Raw genomic sequence first — 19,754 nt, 5'->3', positions numbered from 1 at the left:
CCCGGCGTCCCCCTCATGGCCTTGCCCCCGCCGCCGGCGGCTCCAGCTTCACGCCGACCCCCCGCAGCGTGTGCAGATAGCGGGGCTTGGCCGCCGTCTCCCCCAACTTCCGCCGCAGCCACGACAGATGCACGTCTATGGTCTGGTCGTCCCCGTACGACTGCTGCCACACCTCGGCCAGCAGCTCCTTGCGCGGCACGACGACGCCGGGCCGGCCGGCGAGGAAGGCGAGCAGGTCGAACTCGCGCCGGGTGAGGTCCAGTCGTACGCCGTCCAGCTCGGCCTGGCGGCGCAGCGGATCGATCGCGAGGCCGCCGACGCGGAGCACCGGGGACGCGGGCGCCTCCCCGGTCGAGGCGCGGGAGCGGCGCAGTACGGCGGCGATCCGGGCGGACAGGTGCTCGACCGAGAACGGCTTGGTCAGATAGTCGTCCGCGCCCGCGTTCAGCAGCCGCACGATCTCCGCCTCGTCGTCCCGCGCGGTGGCGATGATCACTGGTACGTCCGTGATGCCGCGCAGCATCTTCAGCGCCTCGGAGCCGTCCAGATCGGGCAGCCCGAGGTCGAGGATCACCACGTCGAAGCGGACATGCGCGACCTCGCGCAGCGCCTCCAGGGCCGTACCGACGCTGCGCACGATGTGTGCGGCGTCCGTCAGATGCCTGATCAGCGCCGAGCGTACGAACTGGTCGTCCTCGACCACGAGCACACTTGCCATGCGCCGCACCGTACGCCAAACGGGAGAGGCCGGTCTGGGCCTGTGGACAACTCCCGCGCAGGCCCTGCGCAACGGCCCCGCAAGCGGGACGCCCCACGACATCACCGTGGCTGGTGGGGCAGTATGGCCGCGATGCGCAGAGGACTCCTGCACGTACTGGCCTGGCTGCTCGCCACGGGCGCGGCGGTCACCGTGTCGTGGTGGGGCGTCCACACGGTGATGGCCGGCACCGCGTACGACCCGCCCCGCGCCCTGCCCATCACGGCCGCCGATGCCCAGGCCCAGGGAGCCCCCGCGCCGACCAGCGGCACGCCCCGCCCGGAGCCGTCGACGAGCACGAAGGCACCGGAGAAGAACGACAGCCGCGAGCCGTCTCCCACCCCCTCCACGCCGTCGAAGTCCGCGAAGCCCCGCCCGAGTCCGAGCACCGGCACCCCGGCCGACTCGGGCGACATCAAGGCGTACGACACCGAGGGCGGCCGGGTCGTCCTCTCACTCGGCGACGAGGACGCGACCCTCGTCTCGGCGACGCCCGGCTCGGGTTGGTCGATGCAGGTGTGGAAGACGGAGACCTGGATCCGGGTCGACTTCGCCTCCGGCGCGGACCGGGTGTCGGTGTTCTGCGCCTGGCATGACAGCGCGCCCCGGGTGGACGTCCAGAACTTCTGAACGGAACTCGGCGGGGCTCAGCGGAACGCCGACGACGGCGGTGCGGGCGAGGCCACCGCCCCCGCGTCCGTCACCGGCACCGCGCCACCCGTGAAGTCGGTGAGCGTCCTGCCGTGTTCGACGCGGCCGGGGTGCGGGTCGGAGGCGGCGCGGCGGGTCAGTTCGGCGACGGGCAGCGGCTGGTCGGAGGCGACGAGGACCGCGTTGCCGAATCGTTTGCCCCGCAGCACGGTCGGGTCGGCGACCAGCGCCAGCTCCGGGAACACGACGGCCGCGGTGACGATCTGGCCCCGCAGATGGGCGAGCGGCGGGCCGTCGGCGAGGTTGGCGGCGTAGAACCCGCCGGGCTTCACCACCCGCCGTACGTCCGTGAGGAATTCCGTCGACGTCAAGTGCGCCGGGGTGCGCGCCGCGCTGAACACATCCGCGATCACCAGGTCCGCCCACCCGTCCGGCACCTTCGCGAGCCCTTCGCGCGCGTCCGTCGACCGCACCCGTATCCGCGCGTTCGGATCCAACGGCAGCTCCCGCCGGACCAGTTGGACGAGCGCCGCGTCCCGTTCGACGACCTGCTGCGTGGACCGGGGCCGGGTGGCGGCCACGTACCGGGCGAGGGTGAAGGCGCCCCCACCGAGGTGCACGGCGTGCACGGGCCGCCCGGCCGGGGCGGCGAGATCGATGACATGCCCGAGCCGCCGCTGGTACTCGAAGGAGAGATACGCCGGATCATCGAGATCGACATGCGACTGCGGCGCCCCGTCGACGAGCAGCGTCCACGCCCGCGCGCGATCCCGGTCCGGAAGCAGTTCGGCAAGCCCCCCGTCGACCGCCTCGACCACGGCGTCGGCCCCTTGCCCCCGCCGCCCCTGCCCCTTCTTCGACCTGCCCATTCACTCATTATCCGCCCGGACGAAAAGGGGCGCGTCACGCGGGGGCACCACGCTGCGGGCCGCAGGCCCGCCCTTGAGGGGCGCGGGGCTGTGTCGATCTGCGGCTCCGCCGCGCGGGCGCGATCAGCCACGACAAACCCGCAGCCGCCGACGAACAGAAGCCCTACGGCGACCAGGCTGGCTCAACCTGCGGAGCTCACCGGCAGTTGTCCGCGGCCTCGATCAATCGCGCAGCCTCATCCAGCGCCGCCCGCAACACCGTCGGATCCGTCGCGAGGTCCGCCTCGCCGGGCGGCAGCAGCCAGTCCGCCCCGTCCGCGGGTGCCGGCACCGCCCCCCGCCCATCGCTGTGCGTACACGTACTCCCCGGCACGTCCCACGCGTCAGCCGTACCCGGCGGCACCAGGAATCCCAGGGTGTCGCACGTGTCGTCATGCAGCACGGGCCCGACCGCCATGACGGGCCCCACCGCGTCGACGGCACCCCGGCGGAGGATGTCGACCGCCTCCAGCCCCTGCCGCGCAGGCACGGTCACCAGGTCACACTCGGAACGGGGTTCGAGGTTCTTCATCCGGGCCTCCCATGCCTACCAGCCCCCTGCCCAACGCGTCACCCCGTCAACGGCTACGGCGAAACTGCGCCGCAAAGGATGGCAGTTCATGGCAGATCCAGGATGAGATATCCGGTTTGTAGCCAAACCTCGCGTGGGGGCACCGACGGGGCAGGTACGTTCTTGCCCCGCCGGACACAGCGGAACCAACCGTGCAGCACGCACACAAGTCCGACTGGTTCCGGCATGGTTCGACGGTTCGCGAGAGAGGGCCCGGCCATGGTGTCGTCATCGGTGACCTCGTCCGAGTTCCCCCGTCCACAGCGGCCGAACCTCGCCTTCCGGCAGTTGCGCGGGCAGCGTTCGCCCGGCGAGTTCGCCGCCGCGGTACGACGGGCCGCGCGGGAGATCGGCGAGCGGGTGAGCTGTGACGCGCGGTACGTCGGACGGGTGGAGGCAGGCGAGATCCGCTGCCCCAACTACGCGTACGAACGGGTGTTCCTGCATATGTTCCCCGGCCGGACGCTGACCGACCTGGGGTTCGCGCCCCGCGCGGAGGTACGCGGTCGAGGGGCGCGCCCCGCCGACGAAGCGCCCTCCCCTCGCAACAAGAGCCGCTCGCACTCCTCACAGGGAATGAGGGGTGAGACGGAAGAGGCGTACGAGCCGTATGACACGCAAGAGACGTACGACATGCAGGACCCGCGGGGCGGCACGGGCTATGTGCGCGGCCGGCGGGGCCCGCAGCACACGTACCAGAACCACGAGGAGAGCGACGTGCAACGTCGCGCATTCATGACCGGGGGTACCGCCGCGGTGGCGGCCGCCTCGCTCGGCCCCTTCGCCCTGGGCGGCACGGCCTCGGCCGCGGGCCGTCCCGTCCACCGGGCGGGCACCGGGGAGGCGGGGGCCCTCGAAGCCGCCGTACGCAAGATCCGGCTGCTCGACGACCGGCACGGGGCGGACGGGCTGTACCGCAGGGCCTCGGCGCCGCTGCGGGCGGCGTACGCGCTGCTCGACGCGGGCACCACCCGGCAGACCACCGCCGACCGGCTGTACGCGGGGGCGGGGGAACTGGCCATCTCCGTGGGCTGGTTGGCCCATGACTCGGGGCGGTTCGACGACGCCCGCTCGCACTACGCGGAGGCGCTGGCCACGGCCCGGATGTCCGGGGACCCGGGTCTGGAGGCGCACGCGTTCTGCAACACGGCCTTCCTCGCGCGGGACGCGGGCCGGCCGCGCGAGGCGGTACGGGCGGCGCAGGCCGCGCAGCGGGTCGCCCGGCCGCTGGGGTCGCCGCGGCTGATGTCCCTGCTGGCGCTGCGGGAGGCGGGCGGCTGGGCGGGGCTCGCCGACCGCACCGGGTGCGAGCAGGCGCTGGCCCGGGCGCACGCCCTGTTCGGGCGGGGGGCCTGCGAGGCCGACCCCGAGTGGATGAGTTTCTACGGGGAGGCCGAGCTGGAGGGCCTTGAGGCGCAGTGCTGGTCCACGCTGGGCGACTGGACCCGGGCGGCCCGGCACGCGCGCCGGGCGGCCGGGCTGCAGAACCCGCACTTCACGCGCAACATCGCGCTGTACACCGCCGAGCTCGCCGACGATCTCGCGCGCGGGGGGTTGCCGGACGAGGCCGCGGCGGCGGGTATGCGGGTCCTCGACCTCCTCGACGAGGTCCAGTCCTCCCGGGTGCAGCAGATGCTCGCGGGGACCGCGCGCGTGTTGCTGCCGCATCGGCGGGCTTCGGGGGTGTCCGCGTTCCTGGAGCGGCACGCGGGGGTTGCGCGGTCGGCTTAGGCGGCGGTTTTGAGGGTGCCCCTCGCTGTGGGTGGGCGGGGGTCGGTCTCGCTCACCGGCGCTCGCCGGGTGCCGCTGCGCCCACCCGTGCCGCCCCAAGCGGCACGACTGCCCGCAGCTACGCGGACGGCGAAGTAATCAGCCGGCCAGATGCCCCGTGTCGTTCCAGGACTCGATCGCCGGGTCGCCGTAGGCCCAGCCCAGTACCGACAGGGACGTCGGGTTGAGGCGGATGCGGGCGGCGAAGTCGAGGCCGAGGCCCAGCCAGCGGGCGGCTATGGAGCGCAGGATGTGGCCGTGGGCGAAGACCAGTACGTCGCGGTCCTCGCTCCGTGCCCACGCGACCACCTCGTCCGCGCGCGCGGAGAGCTGCTGAAGGCTCTCCCCTTCGGGGACGCCGTCGCGCCACATGAGCCAGCCGGGCCGGAAGGCCTGGATCTCGGCGGGGGTGAGTCCTTCGTACGCCCCGTAGTCCACCTCCATCAGCGTGTCCCACTCGGTGGCCCGGTCGCCGAAGCCGGCCAGTGCGCACGTCTCACGCGCACGCGCGAGGGGACTCGTCCGGACATCGACGCCGGGCAACCCGTCCAGGGGCGCACGGTGCAGGCGCTCGCCGAGGAGCTTCGCACCGCGTCGGCCCTCTTCGAGGAGGGGGATGTCCGTCCTGCCGGTGTGCTTCCCGAGCAGGGACCATTCCGTCTGTCCGTGCCGGGCCAACAGGATGCGCGGTGCCATGGGAGACCTTTCCGAGGGGCCTTCGGGAGAAAGGAGAAATGAGAGGCGGACGGGTCCATCATCGCTCACGCTGTCGCGAGGCAACCCGAGAGGCGATCCCAGCGTCTTGGACATCGTCTTGCACAGGGGCCACAGCTGGACGAAACACAGATGAACACCGACGCACGCAGACGGGGGAGGACGTTCGGATGCCGCAGACCGAGGCGATCGAAGCACCGGTTACCAGAGGGGCGACCGGCGCACCGGTTACCGAGGCGGCACCGAGCATCCGGCTCCGCTGGTGGACCGAGCTGCCGCTGATCCTGCTGGTGTACGGGGCGTACTCGGTCGGTCGGCTGCTGGCCCGCGGCGACACCTCCGACGCGGTCGACCACGGCTTGGCGATCCTGCGGATCGAGAAGGCCCTGTGGCTCAACGCCGAGCATCCGCTGAACCGTCTGTTCGTCCGTGAACCCTGGATCGGGATACCCGCCGACTTCTGGTACGCGTCGCTGCACTACCTGGTCACACCCCTGCTCCTGGTGTGGCTCTTCAGGTCCCGCACCGTGCGCTATCGCGCGGCCCGCACCTGGCTGATGACCTCCACGTTCATCGGTCTGATCGGCTTCACCCTGCTCCCCACCTGCCCGCCGCGCCTGCTCGACCCGTCGTACGGCTTCGTCGACACCATGGCCCACTACAGCTCGTGGGGCTGGTGGGGCGGCGAGGCCAGCGCGCCCCGGGGGCTGGGCGGCATGACGAACCAGTACGCGGCGATGCCGAGTCTGCACGTCGGCTGGTCGCTGTGGTGCGGTGTGATCCTCTGGCGCTTCGGCAGCGGCTCCCGTCTCATGCGGACCGCGGCCGTCGCGTACCCGCTGATCACCACGATCGTGGTGATGGGCACCGCGAACCACTACTTCCTCGACGCGGTGGCCGGCGCCGCCGTGATGGGCACGGGCCTGTTGCTGACACCGCTGGTGCTGCGGATCGTGGACCAGTGCCGGGTCACGCTCGAACTCGGGGCGGCGGCCGACGGCCGGTTCGGTGGCGGGCTCGGAGGCCGGGTCGACGGCGGGCTCGGAGACCGGCAGGACGGCGGGCTCGGAGGCCGGGTCGACGGTGTCGGGCCGTGGCGCGGCGAGGGGCGGGGCCGGGGGCGCGTCGAGGGGACCGTCACTCCGGTCGCGGTCGCCTCTCGTGGCTCGGTTTCCCCAATTGTCAGTGGTGGGTGCCAGACTTCCCCGGGTGAGCGAATTCCACGGCAGCGGATCATCGAACCCGAGCCGGGTGCCGCCCCCTCGCAAGCAGGAGACGGCGCTCCGGCAGCGGCTCGCTGAGCTGCGCGGACCCGAGGTCCCACCCAAGGCGCTGGACGCGCGCGCCCTCGCCGCGCTCGCGGCCAACCCGGGCTGCGAGCGCCGTGCGCTGCTGGACGGCGCGGGCGTGAACAAGGCGGTGCTGGCGGACGCGCTCGGCTCGCCCTCCGCCTTCGGCCAGTCCCAGTTCGCCTTCATGCGGGGCAACGCCTTCGAGGCCCGGGTCAAGGCGGACGGCGGCGCCGAGCTGCTGCGGCTGGTGCACGAGAGACTGGACCCCGGGGCCGAGCCACCGGCCGCGTCGCCCGTCTCCGTCCCCGACCTCGCCGCCGTGGGCCCCGAGGGCCGCGCCGCCCGTACGGCGCTGGCGCTCCGCGAAGCCACGGACGCCGACGGCTGGGCGCTGCTCGACCACCCCATGCTCGCGCTCGACGTGGCGGGCTCCCCCGCCTTCCTGGAGCCGGACGCGGTGGTGGTCCACCCGGACGGCACCTGGTCGGTCGTGGAGATCAAGTCCTTCCCGATGCTGGACGGTTCGGCGGACCCGGCGAAGGTGGGCGCGGCGGCCCGCCAGTCCGCGGTGTATGTGCTCGCGCTGGAGGAGGTGGCCGCCCGGCTCGATCCCGCACCCGACGTCCACCACCGGGTGCTGCTGGTCTGCCCCAAGGACTTCACCAACCTCCCGACGGCCGCAGCGGTGGACATCCGTAAGCAACGGGCGGTCACGCGCCGCCAGTTGACCCGCCTGACCAGGATCGAGGAGATCGCCGGCTCCCTCCCCGAGGGCACGTGCTTCGCCCCGGACCTCCCCCAGGAGCAGCTGACGACCGCCGTCGAGGCCCTGTCCGCCACCTACGCCCCCGAGTGCCTCGCCGCCTGCGAGCTGGCTTTCCACTGCCGGGCCCGTTCCCGCACCGAGGGCGCGGTGACGTCCCTGGGCCGGGCCACGCGGGCCGAGCTGGGCGGCCTCACGACGGTCGACGACGTCCTCGCGGCGGCCCACGGCAGGGCCGGGGACCCGGACGACCCCGCGGTGGCCGCGCTCAGGAGAGCGGCGGAGCTGCGGGCGGAGGCACTGGCAGGCGCCGGCCTGCCCGGCTCGGCCCCGGAGGGGGTTCCGTGTCGCTGATCGCCACCCTCGCCCGCCTCGAAGCCGTCAGTACGGGCCGCGCGCAGCCCGCCGCCACGGTCCTGCACCGGCATCTCTCCGCACACCCCCTCGTCCTCGTGCCGCTCACCACCGCCGGTGAGGCCGGGGCCCCGCTCGGCGCGCTCATCGGCACCGACCGGGACGCGCCCCGGCTGCTGGTGGTGCCGCAGCCCCGGGACCGTGACCTGCGGTTCGCGTTCCTGGCCGAGCTGGCGGACATCGTGCTGCCGTACATGGACGCGTACGCCGACGTCGTGGAGGCGGCCGAGCGCAGCGAGACCGACCCGGAGACCGGCAAGCGGGTCAAGGTCGAGGTCGAACTGTGCGCGGACGCACCGCAGTTGATCGTGCCGAGCCGGACGGGCATCGACTTCGTACGGCTCCTCGGGCGGTCCATGCGGTTCCGGCGCACCGCCGAGCAGGATCCGGAGGCGCCGCATCCGGCGCCGCCGCGCGTGCCGTTGCTCGGGCGGTGGCTGACGCACTTCGGGGAGCGGGCGCGGGTTCCGGGCTCCTCACTGCTGCTCGCGCTCACCGATCTGCTGTCGCGGCACTGGGCGACCGGGCAGTCCGGGGTGGAGGACCAGCACCTGGGGTCGCTGCTCGCCTGGATCGACCCCCCGGAGGGGGAATCGGGCGAGGCGGCGGCGCGGCGGGCCGAGTTGGCGCGGGACGCCGAGGGCCAGTTGCTGTGCCCGCCCGCCGGGCCCGCGACCGATCCGGCGTTCGACAACAAGCTGCTGGCCCCGGCCATCGAGCGGTACGACCGGGCGCGGCTCGCCCTGGCCGCCGCCGAGGACGGTCTGGAGGCCGACGACCGGTGGGGTGCGCTGACCGCCGCCGAGCGGGAGATCCGCGCCCTCGTCGAGAGCCGCACCCGGCCCACCTGGGACGCGGTCTGGCACGGCCTCGACCTGCTGCGCGCCCTGCCGGAGGGCGCCCACGCGGCCGACCGGTGGACCCGCGACCGCTGGTCGTTCACCGGCCACCGGGACCGGATCGTCGCCGGGGAGCCCCCGCAGCCCCGCCTGGACGACGCGGTCACCGCCGCGAACAAGCTGGCCGCGCGCGAGCGGGAGCAGGCCCGCCTCGACGCCCAGGAGGCCCTGGACGACCCCCTCGTCATGGCCGGGCGGCGGCTGGCCGGGGAGGCGTTCGCCGGGGAGGTCACGGACGTCGTCATGGCGTACAGCGAGGGCAAGCGGCCCAGCCCGCGGCCGCTGGTCACCGTACGGACGCGGGACCGGCCGCATCTCGGGGAGCGGGCGAAGGTGTACCGCTCGCTGGGCGGGAAGCCGCAGACGGCGGAGTTCGTGCGGTTCGAGGAGGACGAGGGGGACGAGGGCGGCGCTCAGGACGGCGGGCTGCTGGTCCTACGGATCATGGACAAGATGGGGCGCGGCAAGGAGCCGGAGGCGGGGTCCGTCCCCGAGAAGGGCGATCTGCTCTGCTTCACGCTCTTCGAGCACGACCAGCGGGGCGGGGCGAAGCTGCCGGACCCGGAGGAGACACCGTGGACGCACGGCGGACCGCCGGGTGAGCCCGACGCCGTACCGCTGCCGGATCCGGTGACCGAGGAGGACGCGCTGTGACCAGCCCCGAGGCCGTGCTCGACCCCGGGGCGGCCGCCGGTCGCGCCACCGACGCGATCCTGCGCGACACGCTGCGCGGCGAGGCGCGCGGTGTCGTGGTCGACTCGCCGCCCGGTGCCGGGAAGTCGACGCTCGTCGTCCGTGCCGCGCTGGAACTCGCCTCCGCCGGGCGCCCTCTGATGGTCATCGCGCAGACGAACGCGCAGGTCGACGACCTGGTGATCCGGCTCGCGGAGAAGGACCCGGACCTCCCGGTCGGCCGGTTGCACAGCAGTGACAGCGACCCGTACGACAAGGCGCTGGACGATCTGGCGAACGTGCGGAAGTCGACGAAGGCGGGCGATCTGGCGGGCCTCGATGTCGTGATCTCGACGGCCGCGAAGTGGGCGCATGTGAAGGGGGTCGAGCCGTGGCGCCACGCGATCGTCGACGAGGCGTACCAGATGCGGTCGGACGCGTTGCTGGCCGTGGCGGGGCTGTTCGAGCGGGCACTGTTCGTGGGTGATCCCGGGCAGCTGGATCCGTTCGCGATCGTGGGCAGCGAGCAGTGGGCGGGGCTGTCGTACGACCCGTCGGCCTCGGCGGTGACGACGCTGCTGGCGCACAACCCCGAGCTGCCGCAGCACCGGCTGCCGGTGTCGTGGCGGCTCCCGGCGTCCGCAGCGCCCCTCGTCTCCGACGCGTTCTATCCGTTCACGCCGTTCCGCAGCGGTACGGGGCATGGTGACCGGCGGCTCGCCTTCGCGGTGCCGTCGGACGGCTCCGGCCCGGACCGGGTGATCGACGAGGCGGCCGAGTCGGGGTGGGGGCTGCTGGAACTGCCGGCCCGGCACACGCCCCGCACCGATCCCGAGGCGGTACGGGCCGTCGCGCGCGTCGTACGACGGCTCCTCGACCGAGGTGGGGCGGCGACCTCGGAGCGGTCCGAGGTGCCCGTCCCGCTGACCGCCGACCGGATCGCCGTCGGCACGGCCCACCGGGACCAGGCCGCCGCGGTGCGCTCCGCGCTGGCCGAGCTGGGGGTCGTGGACGTGGTCGTGGACACGGCGAACCGGCTTCAGGGGCGGGAGTACGACGTCACGGTCGTCCTCCATCCGCTGTCCGGGCGGCCCGACGCGACGGCGTTCCACCTGGAGACCGGGCGGCTGTGCGTCCTCGCCTCCCGGCACCGGCACGCGTGCGTCGTGGTGTGCCGGGCGGGCGTGACCGACCTGCTCGACGACCACCCGTCAACCGAGCCGGTGCAGCTGGGGGTGACCGTGAAGTTCCCGGACGGCTGGGAGGCGAACCACTCGGTGTTGGCGGAGCTGGCGGAGCATCGGGTGGCTTGGCGGCCTTAGGGCGGGGGCGCCTTGGGGCGGGCGTCGCCGTGGGGGCCTCCCCAGGGGGCCTCGCCATGAAAGGCCTCGCCAGGAGGGGCCTCACTATGGGGCGGATCAGGGTGGGGCGGCGCCTTCGGGGGTGTGTGGGTGGGGCGGCCGCGCCTTCGGGGGCGCGGGTGTGTGGGGGGCGGCGTGTGGGGTGGTGGGGCGGGGGCGATGCCCACTTGCGCTGTCACGAGACAATGGACGGTGGCCCTCCTCCCGGGACACCCCGGGGCCGGCCCACTGAACCGTCGTACGAGGAGGAGAAGACATGGCGGAGCCCACGCCGCGTCGGCACGAACCGCGGCTACGCCCCGCGCCCCTGCTCTTCGAGCCGGCGGAGGCGGCCGGCGATCCCGAGCACTTCTTCGATCTGGAGTCGATCGACGATCCGCGGGCGTTGCTGTCGCGGGCGACGGAGTTGGCGCAGGCGTTTCGGGCGGCGGCGGACCGGGCCGTGGAGTTCCAGGCGATCGCGGCGGCGCAGCTTGCCGATCCTCGGCGGTTCGACCGGTTGACCTCGGCGGATATCGCGGAGCGGGCCGAGTGGACCGAGGACTATGCGAAGAAGATGGTCGAGTTCGGGCGGGATCTCATGCGGGGGCGGGATGTCAGCGGGCCGGAGACCATCTGAGCGCGGGGTTCTGCGGCCGGGGTGACAGGTGACCCTGCGCCGGAGCTGGGCGGGGGTCGGAGGCGCTTACCGGCGCTGACAGGGTGCCGCTGCGCCCACCCTCCCCCACTCTCGGCTTCGCTCGAGCGGGAGGTGCCCCCATCGCCCCAGCGGCACGACTGCCCGCAGCTAGGACGGGTGGATGGGCAGCGGCCCCGCCGGCGCCGCTGCCCCCGTCAGGACGGGTGGGGTGGGCACCCGCCCCAGCGGCACGACCGCCCGCAGCCAGGACCGGGGGCGGCGAGCCCGGCCTAGCGGCACAGCCGCCCCCCCGGGGTAGGTGCGCAACGGCCCCAGCGGCGCCGCTGCCCCAGCCAGGACGGGGTGGGGGTGCAACCATCGCAGCGGCACGACCGCCCGCAGCGAGGACCGGGTGGGCGGGCACCGCCCCAGCGGCGCCGCTGCCCCAGCCAGGACGGGGTGCGTGCGCAACCGCCCCCGCAAGCCGGACCGGGATCCGTGGGGGCCCGTCTCAGCGGCGCGACTGTCCGCGGCTGTGGGGGGGCGTAGCCGCCTCAGTGGGGTCGCTGAGCGTGGCTGGGCGGGCAGTCGGGATATCCGGGGCGAAACGACGGTTGGCATATGCCGGGTGGGCAAGATACCCCACTTGCCCATCTCTCGTATCAGTTTCCGGCAACTGCCCGGGGTCAGGTGGTCACGGGCGGTAGATCTAGGGGTATGAGCAGTGACGTGGGATCGGGCAGGTATCCGCGGGACGGGGTCGATGTCGCGGGGGTCACGGCGGAGGGGGCGGCTTGGCTGGCCTCGGCAGGAACGTATCCGCGGGGTGCGTCGGCATTGCGGGAGGAGCGGTCGGCGGCGCCGTTGGTGTTGCCGTGCGGGACCGTGTTCGACGTCGTCAGCGTGCCGGCGATCTTCGGGCGGCGGATGCTCGACCGGATATGGGGCGAGGGGCCCGGCTCCGGACCCGTGGCCGTGTACCGCGGGCGGACGCTGCTGTTCGCCTCCCCCGGCACCGCCCACCGGCTGCCCACGCTCCTGGAGTGGGAGGAGTGGGGCTCGCCCGGCCGCACCGGCGCCGTCCCGCCGCTCCTCTGCCACGGCACCGGCGACACCGTGACCGTCCCGGCCCTGCTCAGCACCGGCGACGGCATGCCGGAGGCGCCCGGCACCACCCGGCTCGGATCCCGCTGGCTCGTCGCCCCGGACACCCGGCGACCTTGGCTCCCGGGGCCCGACGTACTGCTCTGGGCGGCCGTCCGGGCGGCCCGTGCGAGCACCTCCGCGACCGTGCGCGTATCGATTTTTCCTCCCCCCGATCAGGGTGCTAAGGTCTACGACGTCAGCAGGCGCCGCTAGCTCAGTTGGTTAGAGCAGCTGACTCTTAATCAGCGGGTCCGGGGTTCGAGTCCCTGGCGGCGCACGACACGAAAGAAGCCCCTCGCGGAAGCGAGGGGCTTCTTTCGTCACTCCGGTACACCCCCTTCGTCCTCCTTACCGCTCCGCCACCGCCCCGTCACCGCCCCGTCGTGATCCGCACCGTCCACGCCCCGGACGCCGTCCGCCCCTCCACCGCCACCCGTACGGCCTCCCCCGGCACCGTGAAGCTCTCGCCCACGCCCACCGGGGCGTCCGCGAGGGGCGGGTAGACGGACTCTTCCCGGCAGGCCTCGGTACGGGGGTGGGCGTCGAGGACCTCGATGGGGCCGGTACCGGACTCGGCGCCGCTACGGATGCGGTAGACGAGGACGCCCTCGGTGCAGACGGAACCGTCGTTGCCGACCGCGCCCCGCGCCTCGATGCCGAGGGCACTGTCGGGGCCGGTGGGGACGACCGCCAGCTTCGCCCCCCGGCCGACACCGAAGGCCCGCGCCCCAGCCGCCCCACCACCGACCCCGACCCCGACTCCTAAACCGCCACCGACCCCGACCCCGGAACCGCCACCGACCCCGGAGTCGGCAACCGGCCCACCACCACCGCCGCCATCACCCGCCACCCGCCCACCACCGCCCGCGTTCCCGACCTCCCCGACCTTCCCGCCCTCCCCCTCGTACCCGTCCTTCGGCCCCGCCCCCACCGCCTCCAGCGTCAGCCGTGTGCTCCCGGTCCCCCGTACGCACGTCACCTGGCGCGGTTCCAGCCATCCGAGCTTCCACTTGTGCCAGGCGAAGAGGTCCGGGGCGAGGGCGAACTGGCTGCCCATGAGGTCCCAGTCGCCGACGTAGGTGTCCCAGTCGCCCTTGCCGTCGGCGGGGCGGTGGTAGAGGTCGGGGAGGTCGAAGACGTGGCCGGTCTCATGGGCGAGGACGAGACGGTCCGGGGGATGCCGCTCGAACACGGTGACGACCCGGCGCAGACCCGTGCCGTCGACCTCCAGCGGGGTTTCGAGGTTGACCACTTTCGTCGCGTCCGAGTCCACACCGGGGGCGTGCGGGTCGGCGACGAAGTACACGATGTCGTAGCGGGAGAAGTCGACGTGCGGGTCGGCCGTAGCGAGCGCGTCCTCGAGGTAGGCGGCCCGGCGCTCCGCGCTCCAGTCACGCCGTATGGCGTACGCCGTCGAGGGCCGTGGCATCTCCAGCCACTTGCGGCGCGGATGCGGACGGAGGGCAAACTTTCCATAGGAAGCGCGTTCGAAGAACTCGCTCGTGGCCGGAAAGTGATCGGCGGTCAGCTCGGCCGGAGTGGTGAGCGGGGCCGCGTCAGGGAATGACAAGAAGACAAGTACGGCGTCGAGGTCGCGGGTGGGGCGTGGATACGCGGAGTTCCAGGTGTCGAGGCCCTCCGAGTGGTGGGCCTGGGTGCGCCGCAGCACGCACGCCTCCGACAGCGGTACGGCGACCGAGGGGGCCGCGATCAGCGAGGTCGCCGCGAGCGCGGTCAGGGAGGTGAGCATGGCAGCTGTACTGCGCAGACTGGGCGCCCGGTCGCCGAGGAGTTCCTTCCAGGGGAGCGGACTCTGCACGGAGACCTCCGGATGCGGATCTTGGGATGCCGCATCCAGATTTTCGGAGTTTGTAGTACTTTGCCCTGTTTGTCTGCACCAGAAGAGTGAGAGGGAAGGGCGAGGAGGAGTCGGATGGTCTCCGGTGGCCGACACCCGGGAAAATCACGGAACGTCACAACCGATCGACGGAGCGAGGAAGCCGTTCACCTCGGGGCAGAAACGATCTGTCAGATCAGGTCGTTGTTCAGGGAGACTGGAGAGTGGCTAGAAGGCCCTGGGGCCAGCCTCTATGATCGGCACACTTTCCTGCACGGACACGGCTTGAGCGCCCTTACGTACTTTGTTCGGCCGCTCCGACGAGACACATGAGATCCGTACGAAAACGAGTGCACTGCGGGAGCGAACGGTGAGCGGAACGTCCCAAGGGCCGGCGCCCGCGGCAGACCTCGTCCGGCCGGCGATTACAGAGCGTCACGTCAATGCGTCAGATCAGTCGCCGGGGTCGGCCGGGGAAAGTCCCACCGCCCCCGCCGCCTTCTCCGTCGCGCCGCTCGCCATGGCCGTCGTCGATCAGGACGGGCTCGTCGTCACCGCCAACGGGGCGATGGGGACGCTGCTCTCGGTCGGCGCGGAGACGCTGGTGGGGCGAGTGGCCGCCGAGTTGGTGGACCTGGCCTCGGACACCCGCACCTGGCACGCGTACCGCGAGGTGCTGAGCGGACGGCAGGCCCGGCTGCGCTGTACGCGCCGTCTCAAACAGCCCGACGGGACCTGGTTGTGGGTCCAGGTGTCGGTGGCACCGCTGCCCGAGGAGGAGCGCGCGGTGCTGCTCTCGGTCGCCGACATCAGCGCCAACCGCCAACTCCAGGCCCGGCTGCGCCATCTGCAGATGCACGACCCGGTGACCCGGCTCCCCAACCGCACCCTCTTCTTCGAACAGCTCTCCGCCGCCCTCGAACGGGATACGTACGACGAGGCCGGCACCGGCCGGATCGGCCTGGTCTATCTGGATCTGGACGGCTTCAAGGCGGTCAACGACACCCTCGGCCACAACGTCGGCGACCGGCTTCTCACGGCCGTCGCCGAGCGGCTCACCCGGTGCGCCGACGAGGCCGCCCTCCACCGGACGGCGGGCGCGGCGGCCGGAGCGCCGCTCGTGGCCAGACTCGGCGGCGACGAGTTCGCGCTGCTCGTCGAGGACTCCACCGGCACGGAACAACTCGCCGACCTGGCCGACTCCGTCCTGAAGGCCTTGCAGGCGCCCTTCGAACTGGCCGGTCAGCGGCTGTCCGTCTCCGCCTCGATCGGGGTCGTCGAGCGGCAGTCGGCGAGCACGACGGCGACCGGGCTGATGCAGGCCGCCGACACGACGCTGTACTGGGCGAAGGCCGACGGCAGGGCCCGCTGGACCCTGTTCGACCCGGAGCGCAACGCCCACCGGATGACCCGCCAGGCCCTGTCCTCGACGCTGCGGGCGGCCGTCGGGCGGGGGGAGTTCGTCCTTGAGTACCAGCCGCTGGTGGGCATGGCGGAGGGCGAGGTGCGCGGGGTCGAGGCGCTGGTGCGCTGGCATCACCCGCAGTTCGGCCTGTTGACGCCGAATCGGTTCATCTCACTGGCCGAGGAGGACGGTTCGATCGTCCAGCTCGGGCGATGGATTCTGGCCACCGCCTGCCGACAGGCCCGCCGCTGGCAGCTCGACCACCCCGACCGGCCGCCGATCTTCGTCAGTGTGAACGTGGCCGTCCGTCAGGTCTGGGACTCCGACCTGGTCGCCGACGTCGCCGAGATCCTCGCGGAGACCGGACTCGCCCCGCACCTGCTTCAGGTGGAGCTCACCGAGTCCGCGCTGATGGGCTCCGCCGGCCGTCCCCTCCAGGCCCTCCAGGCCCTCAGCGACATGGGCGTCCGCATCGCCATCGACGACTTCGGCACCGGGTACTCCAACCTCGCGTACCTCAGCCGGCTGCCGGTATCGGTGCTGAAGCTGGACGGGGCGTTCGTACGGGGGTTCCAGTACGAGGGCCCGCAGGAGGGCGGGGCCGGGGACGACGGGCAGCCCAACCCCGCCGACGAGATCATCGTGGAAGCCCTGGTCCAGCTCGCCCATCGGCTCGGGCTGAGCGTCACGGCGGAGGGCGTGGAGACCGACGCGCAGGCCTCCCGGCTGCGCCGGCTCGGCTGCGACACCGGGCAGGGGTGGCTGTACTCCCGCGCGGTGTCGCCGGAGCGGATCGCAGAGCTGCTGGGGGCGGCGGCCTGCCCTCAGGCCTGATCGGGCGATCCGGCCTGTCCTCAGGCCTGATCGGGCGATCGGGCCAGATCGGTCGGTCGGGTCTGATCGGTCGGTCGGGTCTGATCTGGTCAGATCGGGTGCGATCGGGCCAGATCAGCCAGATCACGCCAGATCAGGTCTGGGAGTCGCCCCCGGCTCCCGGCAGGTCGTACGCGTCCGCGATCAGTTCGTACGAGCGCAGGCGCAGGTCCGCGCTGTGGGCGTGGGTGGTGAGCATCAGCTCGTCGGCGCCGGTCCGCTTCTGGAGGTCGTCGAGGCGGGTGCGGACCTCGTCGACGGTGCCGTGGACGACGTCCGCGTTCCAGGAGTCGATGAAGTCCTGTTCGACCACGCTGAATTCGTACGCCTCCGCCTCCTCCGGGGTGGGGACGAGGCCGGGGCGGCCGGTGCGCAGCCGGACCATGTTCAGGGCGGCGGCCCTGACCTGTCGGCGGGCCTCCTTCTCCTCGTCCGCGGCGAGGGCGGAGACGCCGATCAGCGCGTACGGGGCGTCGAGGACCGGCGAGGGGCGGAACGACTCGCGGTACAGGTCGAGGGCCGGGATCGTGTTCCGCGCGGAGAAGTGGTGCGCGAAGGCGAAGGGGAGGCCGAGGGAGCCGGCCAGGCGGGCGCTGAAGCCGGAGGAGCCGAGCAGCCAGACCGGGGGGCGGTGCGGGGACTGGACGCCGCCGGGTGAGGTGGCCTGGATCGGGCCCGGGACCGCGTGGATACGGCGGTAGGGGTGGCCGTCGGGGAAGTCGTCGTCCAGGAAGCGGGTCAGCTCCGCGAGTTGCTCGGGGAAGTCGTCGGCGCCTTCATGAAGGCGGGTCGAGCGGCGGAGGGCTGCGGCGGTGGCGCCGTCCGTGCCGGGGGCTCGGCCGAGGCCGAGGTCGACGCGGCCGGGGGCCATGGCTTCGAGGGTGCCGAACTGCTCCGCGATGACCAGGGGGGCGTGGTTGGGGAGCATCACGCCGCCTGAGCCGAGACGGATGCGGGTGGTGTGGGCGGCGAGGTGGGCGAGGATCACCGCGGGGGAGGACGAGGCGACGCCGGGCATGGAGTGGTGTTCCGCCACCCAGTAGCGGTGGAAGCCGCGGCGCTCGGCTTGGCGGGCGAGGGTGACGCTGGTGCGGAGGGCGTCTGTGGCTGTGCGGCCGGCGCCGACTGTGACCAGGTCGAGGACGGAGAGGGCTACGGGGGCGGTGCCTTTGGCTCCGCCTCGTATCTCGTCTGTGGTCACGGGGCGCCTCCTGCGGTGTATGTGGGGTTGGGTACGGAGGATGGGAACAGGAGGGTGGCTCCGGTTATTCCCGCCCCCGCCGCCCCTACCCGTCCCATCACTGGGGGCGCAGCCCCCAGGCCCCCGGACCATCCGCGTTTTCGGGTGCGGGATCGTCGTGGCTTGTCGCGCAGTTCCCCGCGCCCCTTAAAAGCAAAAAGCAGGGCGCGGGGCCTTCCCTGTCAGTGGACCTGCACGATCGGTTCCCTTGTGAACAGTTCGCCTAGTTCCGGGGCGTTGACCCTCCTGTCCGTCAGCCTCAGGGCCTCCCAGACGCTTACCTGGTTGGCGGTGAGGACGGGCTTGTTGAATTCCTTTTCCAGGGTGGGGATGTGGGAGGCGGTGTGGAGGGCGGTGTCGGGGAGGAGGAGGGCCTCGGCCTCGGGGTGGTCGGCGGCCCGGGCCAGGGTGAGGATGTCGTCCAGGCCCCAGGTGCCGACCTCGGCCGCCGTGATGATGCCCGCGCCGCGTACGGAGAGGACTTCCACGCCCGCCGGTGCCAGGAAGTCCACGAACAGCCGGGCGACGTCGTCCGGGTAGGTGGCCGCGACGGCGACCCGCGTGGCGCCGATCTCCCGCGCCGCGTGGACGAAGGCGAAGGACGTGGAGGAGGCGGGCAGGCCGGCGGTGCGGGCGAGGGTGCGGATCTGCTCGTGGGCGCCCTCGTAGCCGTAGACGAAGCTGCCGCTGGTGCAGGCCCAGACGACGGCCTCCGCGCCGGACAGGCGGAGGGCCTCGCAGCCGGCGGCGAGCCGTTCGGGGGCGCCCATCTCCCGCAGGGCGTCCACCCGGTGCGCGTCCTCGCCGATGTCGGTGTGCACCACGTCCAACCGGATGTCGCTGCCCAGCAGTTGCTCCATGCGCGGATAGTCGTCCTCGGCGGAGTGGCCCGGGTAGAGGAAACCGAGTGCGGTCATGCCCAACCTTCCTGTTCTTCCGGCAGTACCGGCGGTGGCGGAACGGGTCCCGCACCGAACGTCTGCCTGGCCGACTCGTCGAGCAGAGCCTGGTACGGACCCACCGCCCGGGTACCCAGGTGACGCAGTGCCGCCCATATCGTCACCTGGTTGGCCGAGAGAACGGGCATCCGCAGTTCCGCTTCGAGTTGGGGGATGACGTCGTACGTGGGCAGGTTGGTGCAGGAGATGAAGAGGGCGTCCGGCGTCGCCGTGCCGACCGCGTGGTGGGCCATGGCGACCACATCGTGGTACGGGACCTTCCAGATGTGCCGGACCAGGCCGAGCGAGGCGCGGCCGGTGACACTGATGCCCGCCTCGGCGAGGTACTCCTCCAGGGACTGGGTGACCGAGACGGTGTACGGGGTGACCAGGGCGATGCGGCGCGCGTTCAGCTCGGCCAGGGCGGCGAGCATCGCGCCGGAGGTGGTGACCGCGTGCGCGGCGCCCGCGCGGGTCATCGCCTCGCCCATCGCGCGCTCCCCCGCGACCCCGCCGACGAAGCTGCCGCTGGTGCAGGCGTAGGCCACGACCTCGGGCGCGACCTCGTTCAGGGCCCGGACCGCCTCGTGGAGCGTCTCGTGCTCGGAGACCAGCCGGGCCAGGTCGAGGCTCACCTCGACCGGGACGTACGGGGTCCGGGTGAGGTGCAGGGAGACGTCGTCCGGGACCCAGCGCCACAGCTCGCGGTCGAGGGCGAAATCGAACGGGGCGATGACACCGACGCCGCGCTGCGGCAAGGGTCCACCGAGGAAGGAGACGTTCATGACAGCCACCGGCCTCACGGAGAGAGATGTGCGGACGACAGACCGTGCGCAAGTCCGTGTTGACGAAGGTAGGTTCGGGTGCGAGCGTGGTCAATCAGTGCATGTCACACGCATCCCGTGGGGCCGGTGGAGCCGCTTC

General features: G+C 72.7%; 17 protein-coding genes and 1 tRNA gene. 10 read left to right on the top strand and 8 right to left on the bottom strand.

All coding sequences use genetic code 11. From position 1 onward, the window contains the following. Positions 1 to 13: 13 nt before the first annotated feature. The gene (locus JIX56_RS29770) at positions 14 to 718 is read right to left on the bottom strand and encodes a response regulator transcription factor (RefSeq protein WP_257545092.1); all 705 of its coding nucleotides are present in this window, start codon (positions 716 to 718) and stop codon (positions 14 to 16) included. 132 nt (positions 719 to 850) lie between these two features. On the opposite strand from JIX56_RS29770, the gene JIX56_RS29765 reads away from it, so the two are divergent. Beyond that, on the top strand, positions 851 to 1,387 hold the full coding sequence (locus JIX56_RS29765) for a hypothetical protein (RefSeq protein WP_257545091.1): 537 nt from the start codon (positions 851 to 853) through the stop codon (positions 1,385 to 1,387). 17 nt (positions 1,388 to 1,404) lie between these two features. On the opposite strand, the gene JIX56_RS29760 is transcribed toward JIX56_RS29765, so the two are convergent. Continuing rightward, a complete protein-coding gene (locus JIX56_RS29760) occupies positions 1,405 to 2,277 on the bottom strand; it encodes a spermidine synthase (RefSeq protein ID WP_257545090.1) in 873 nt (290 codons plus the stop codon). A gap of 196 nt (positions 2,278 to 2,473) precedes the next feature. Continuing rightward, positions 2,474 to 2,848, bottom strand: coding sequence for a hypothetical protein (locus JIX56_RS29755; protein WP_257545089.1), 375 nt, complete (start codon positions 2,846 to 2,848; stop codon positions 2,474 to 2,476). A gap of 258 nt (positions 2,849 to 3,106) precedes the next feature. Here JIX56_RS29755 and JIX56_RS29750 point away from each other — a divergent pair, with 258 nt between their 5' ends. Beyond that, positions 3,107 to 4,618, top strand: a complete 1,512-nt coding sequence (locus tag JIX56_RS29750) for a hypothetical protein (RefSeq protein ID WP_257545088.1) — start codon at positions 3,107 to 3,109, stop codon at positions 4,616 to 4,618. A 138-nt stretch (positions 4,619 to 4,756) separates the two neighbouring features. Here JIX56_RS29750 and JIX56_RS29745 read toward each other — a convergent pair whose 3' ends face one another. Next, positions 4,757 to 5,353, bottom strand: coding sequence for a histidine phosphatase family protein (locus JIX56_RS29745; RefSeq protein WP_257545087.1), 597 nt, complete (start codon positions 5,351 to 5,353; stop codon positions 4,757 to 4,759). A gap of 188 nt (positions 5,354 to 5,541) precedes the next feature. Between JIX56_RS29745 and JIX56_RS29740 the strand changes: the two genes are divergently transcribed. The 7 genes from JIX56_RS29740 to JIX56_RS29710 all read left to right on the top strand — a co-directional run bounded on the left by JIX56_RS29740 (position 5,542) and on the right by JIX56_RS29710 (position 12,814). Next, positions 5,542 to 6,672 carry a phosphatase PAP2 family protein gene (locus JIX56_RS29740; protein WP_257545086.1) on the top strand — a complete coding sequence of 377 codons (1,131 nt, stop codon included), beginning with the start codon at positions 5,542 to 5,544 and terminating at the stop codon, positions 6,670 to 6,672. Then, a complete protein-coding gene (locus JIX56_RS29735; protein WP_257551197.1) occupies positions 6,623 to 7,780 on the top strand; it encodes a hypothetical protein in 1,158 nt (385 codons plus the stop codon). Before JIX56_RS29740 ends, JIX56_RS29735 begins: the two co-directional genes overlap by 50 nt. Then, positions 7,771 to 9,393, top strand: coding sequence for a hypothetical protein (locus tag JIX56_RS29730; RefSeq protein ID WP_257545085.1), 1,623 nt, complete (start codon positions 7,771 to 7,773; stop codon positions 9,391 to 9,393). The genes JIX56_RS29735 and JIX56_RS29730 overlap by 10 nt, the downstream gene beginning before the upstream one ends. Further along, positions 9,390 to 10,733: an AAA domain-containing protein gene (locus JIX56_RS29725; RefSeq protein ID WP_257545084.1), complete on the top strand. Its 1,344-nt coding sequence runs from the start codon at positions 9,390 to 9,392 to the stop codon at positions 10,731 to 10,733. Before JIX56_RS29730 ends, JIX56_RS29725 begins: the two co-directional genes overlap by 4 nt. A gap of 295 nt (positions 10,734 to 11,028) precedes the next feature. Beyond that, positions 11,029 to 11,391 carry a hypothetical protein gene (locus tag JIX56_RS29720; protein WP_257545083.1) on the top strand — a complete coding sequence of 121 codons (363 nt, stop codon included), beginning with the start codon at positions 11,029 to 11,031 and terminating at the stop codon, positions 11,389 to 11,391. Between the two features lie 717 nt (positions 11,392 to 12,108). After that, positions 12,109 to 12,750, top strand: a complete 642-nt coding sequence (locus tag JIX56_RS29715) for a hypothetical protein (protein WP_257545082.1) — start codon at positions 12,109 to 12,111, stop codon at positions 12,748 to 12,750. After that, positions 12,741 to 12,814 (top strand) — tRNA-Lys (locus JIX56_RS29710). Before JIX56_RS29715 ends, JIX56_RS29710 begins: the two co-directional genes overlap by 10 nt. A gap of 93 nt (positions 12,815 to 12,907) precedes the next feature. Here JIX56_RS29710 and JIX56_RS29705 read toward each other — a convergent pair. Beyond that, positions 12,908 to 14,356, bottom strand: coding sequence for a M6 family metalloprotease domain-containing protein (locus JIX56_RS29705; protein ID WP_257545081.1), 1,449 nt, complete (start codon positions 14,354 to 14,356; stop codon positions 12,908 to 12,910). Between the two features lie 388 nt (positions 14,357 to 14,744). On the opposite strand from JIX56_RS29705, the gene JIX56_RS29700 reads away from it, so the two are divergent. After that, the gene (locus tag JIX56_RS29700) at positions 14,745 to 16,613 is read left to right on the top strand and encodes a putative bifunctional diguanylate cyclase/phosphodiesterase (RefSeq protein WP_257545080.1); all 1,869 of its coding nucleotides are present in this window, start codon (positions 14,745 to 14,747) and stop codon (positions 16,611 to 16,613) included. Between the two features lie 133 nt (positions 16,614 to 16,746). On the opposite strand, the gene JIX56_RS29695 is transcribed toward JIX56_RS29700, so the two are convergent. From JIX56_RS29695 to JIX56_RS29685, 3 genes are all read right to left on the bottom strand, one after another. After that, positions 16,747 to 17,853 (bottom strand): LLM class flavin-dependent oxidoreductase, encoded by a 1,107-nt coding sequence (locus JIX56_RS29695; protein ID WP_257545079.1) that lies wholly within the window; start codon positions 17,851 to 17,853, stop codon positions 16,747 to 16,749. A 221-nt stretch (positions 17,854 to 18,074) separates the two neighbouring features. Beyond that, positions 18,075 to 18,809: a maleate cis-trans isomerase family protein gene (locus JIX56_RS29690; RefSeq protein WP_257545078.1), complete on the bottom strand. Its 735-nt coding sequence runs from the start codon at positions 18,807 to 18,809 to the stop codon at positions 18,075 to 18,077. Continuing rightward, complete coding sequence (locus tag JIX56_RS29685) at positions 18,806 to 19,615, bottom strand: maleate cis-trans isomerase family protein (protein ID WP_257545077.1); 810 nt, start codon at positions 19,613 to 19,615, stop codon at positions 18,806 to 18,808. The genes JIX56_RS29690 and JIX56_RS29685 overlap by 4 nt, the downstream gene beginning before the upstream one ends. Positions 19,616 to 19,754 lie beyond the last annotated feature (139 nt).

The sequence above is a fragment of the Streptomyces sp. CA-210063 genome (genome assembly GCF_024612015.1).
In the GTDB taxonomy this organism is placed as follows: Bacteria; Actinomycetota; Actinomycetes; order Streptomycetales; family Streptomycetaceae; genus Streptomyces.
The sequence above is the reverse complement of the archived record's forward strand: the minus strand, read 5'-3'. Positions and strand labels throughout refer to the sequence as shown.

What these genes read in the sequence shown, in the direction of transcription:
- JIX56_RS29690 (WP_257545078.1), bottom strand. Translation starts at nt 18,809, where the DNA reads ATGACCGCACTCGGTTTCCTCTACCCGGGCCACTCCGCCGAGGACGAC.
- JIX56_RS29760 (WP_257545090.1), bottom strand. Translation starts at nt 2,277, where the DNA reads ATGGGCAGGTCGAAGAAGGGGCAGGGGCGGCGGGGGCAAGGGGCCGAC.
- JIX56_RS29750 (WP_257545088.1), top strand. Translation starts at nt 3,107, where the DNA reads ATGGTGTCGTCATCGGTGACCTCGTCCGAGTTCCCCCGTCCACAGCGG.
- JIX56_RS29770 (WP_257545092.1), bottom strand. Translation starts at nt 718, where the DNA reads ATGGCAAGTGTGCTCGTGGTCGAGGACGACCAGTTCGTACGCTCGGCG.
- JIX56_RS29715 (WP_257545082.1), top strand. Translation starts at nt 12,109, where the DNA reads ATGAGCAGTGACGTGGGATCGGGCAGGTATCCGCGGGACGGGGTCGAT.
- JIX56_RS29720 (WP_257545083.1), top strand. Translation starts at nt 11,029, where the DNA reads ATGGCGGAGCCCACGCCGCGTCGGCACGAACCGCGGCTACGCCCCGCG.
- JIX56_RS29685 (WP_257545077.1), bottom strand. Translation starts at nt 19,615, where the DNA reads ATGAACGTCTCCTTCCTCGGTGGACCCTTGCCGCAGCGCGGCGTCGGT.
- JIX56_RS29745 (WP_257545087.1), bottom strand. Translation starts at nt 5,353, where the DNA reads ATGGCACCGCGCATCCTGTTGGCCCGGCACGGACAGACGGAATGGTCC.
- JIX56_RS29740 (WP_257545086.1), top strand. Translation starts at nt 5,542, where the DNA reads ATGCCGCAGACCGAGGCGATCGAAGCACCGGTTACCAGAGGGGCGACC.
- JIX56_RS29765 (WP_257545091.1), top strand. Translation starts at nt 851, where the DNA reads ATGCGCAGAGGACTCCTGCACGTACTGGCCTGGCTGCTCGCCACGGGC.
- JIX56_RS29755 (WP_257545089.1), bottom strand. Translation starts at nt 2,848, where the DNA reads ATGAAGAACCTCGAACCCCGTTCCGAGTGTGACCTGGTGACCGTGCCT.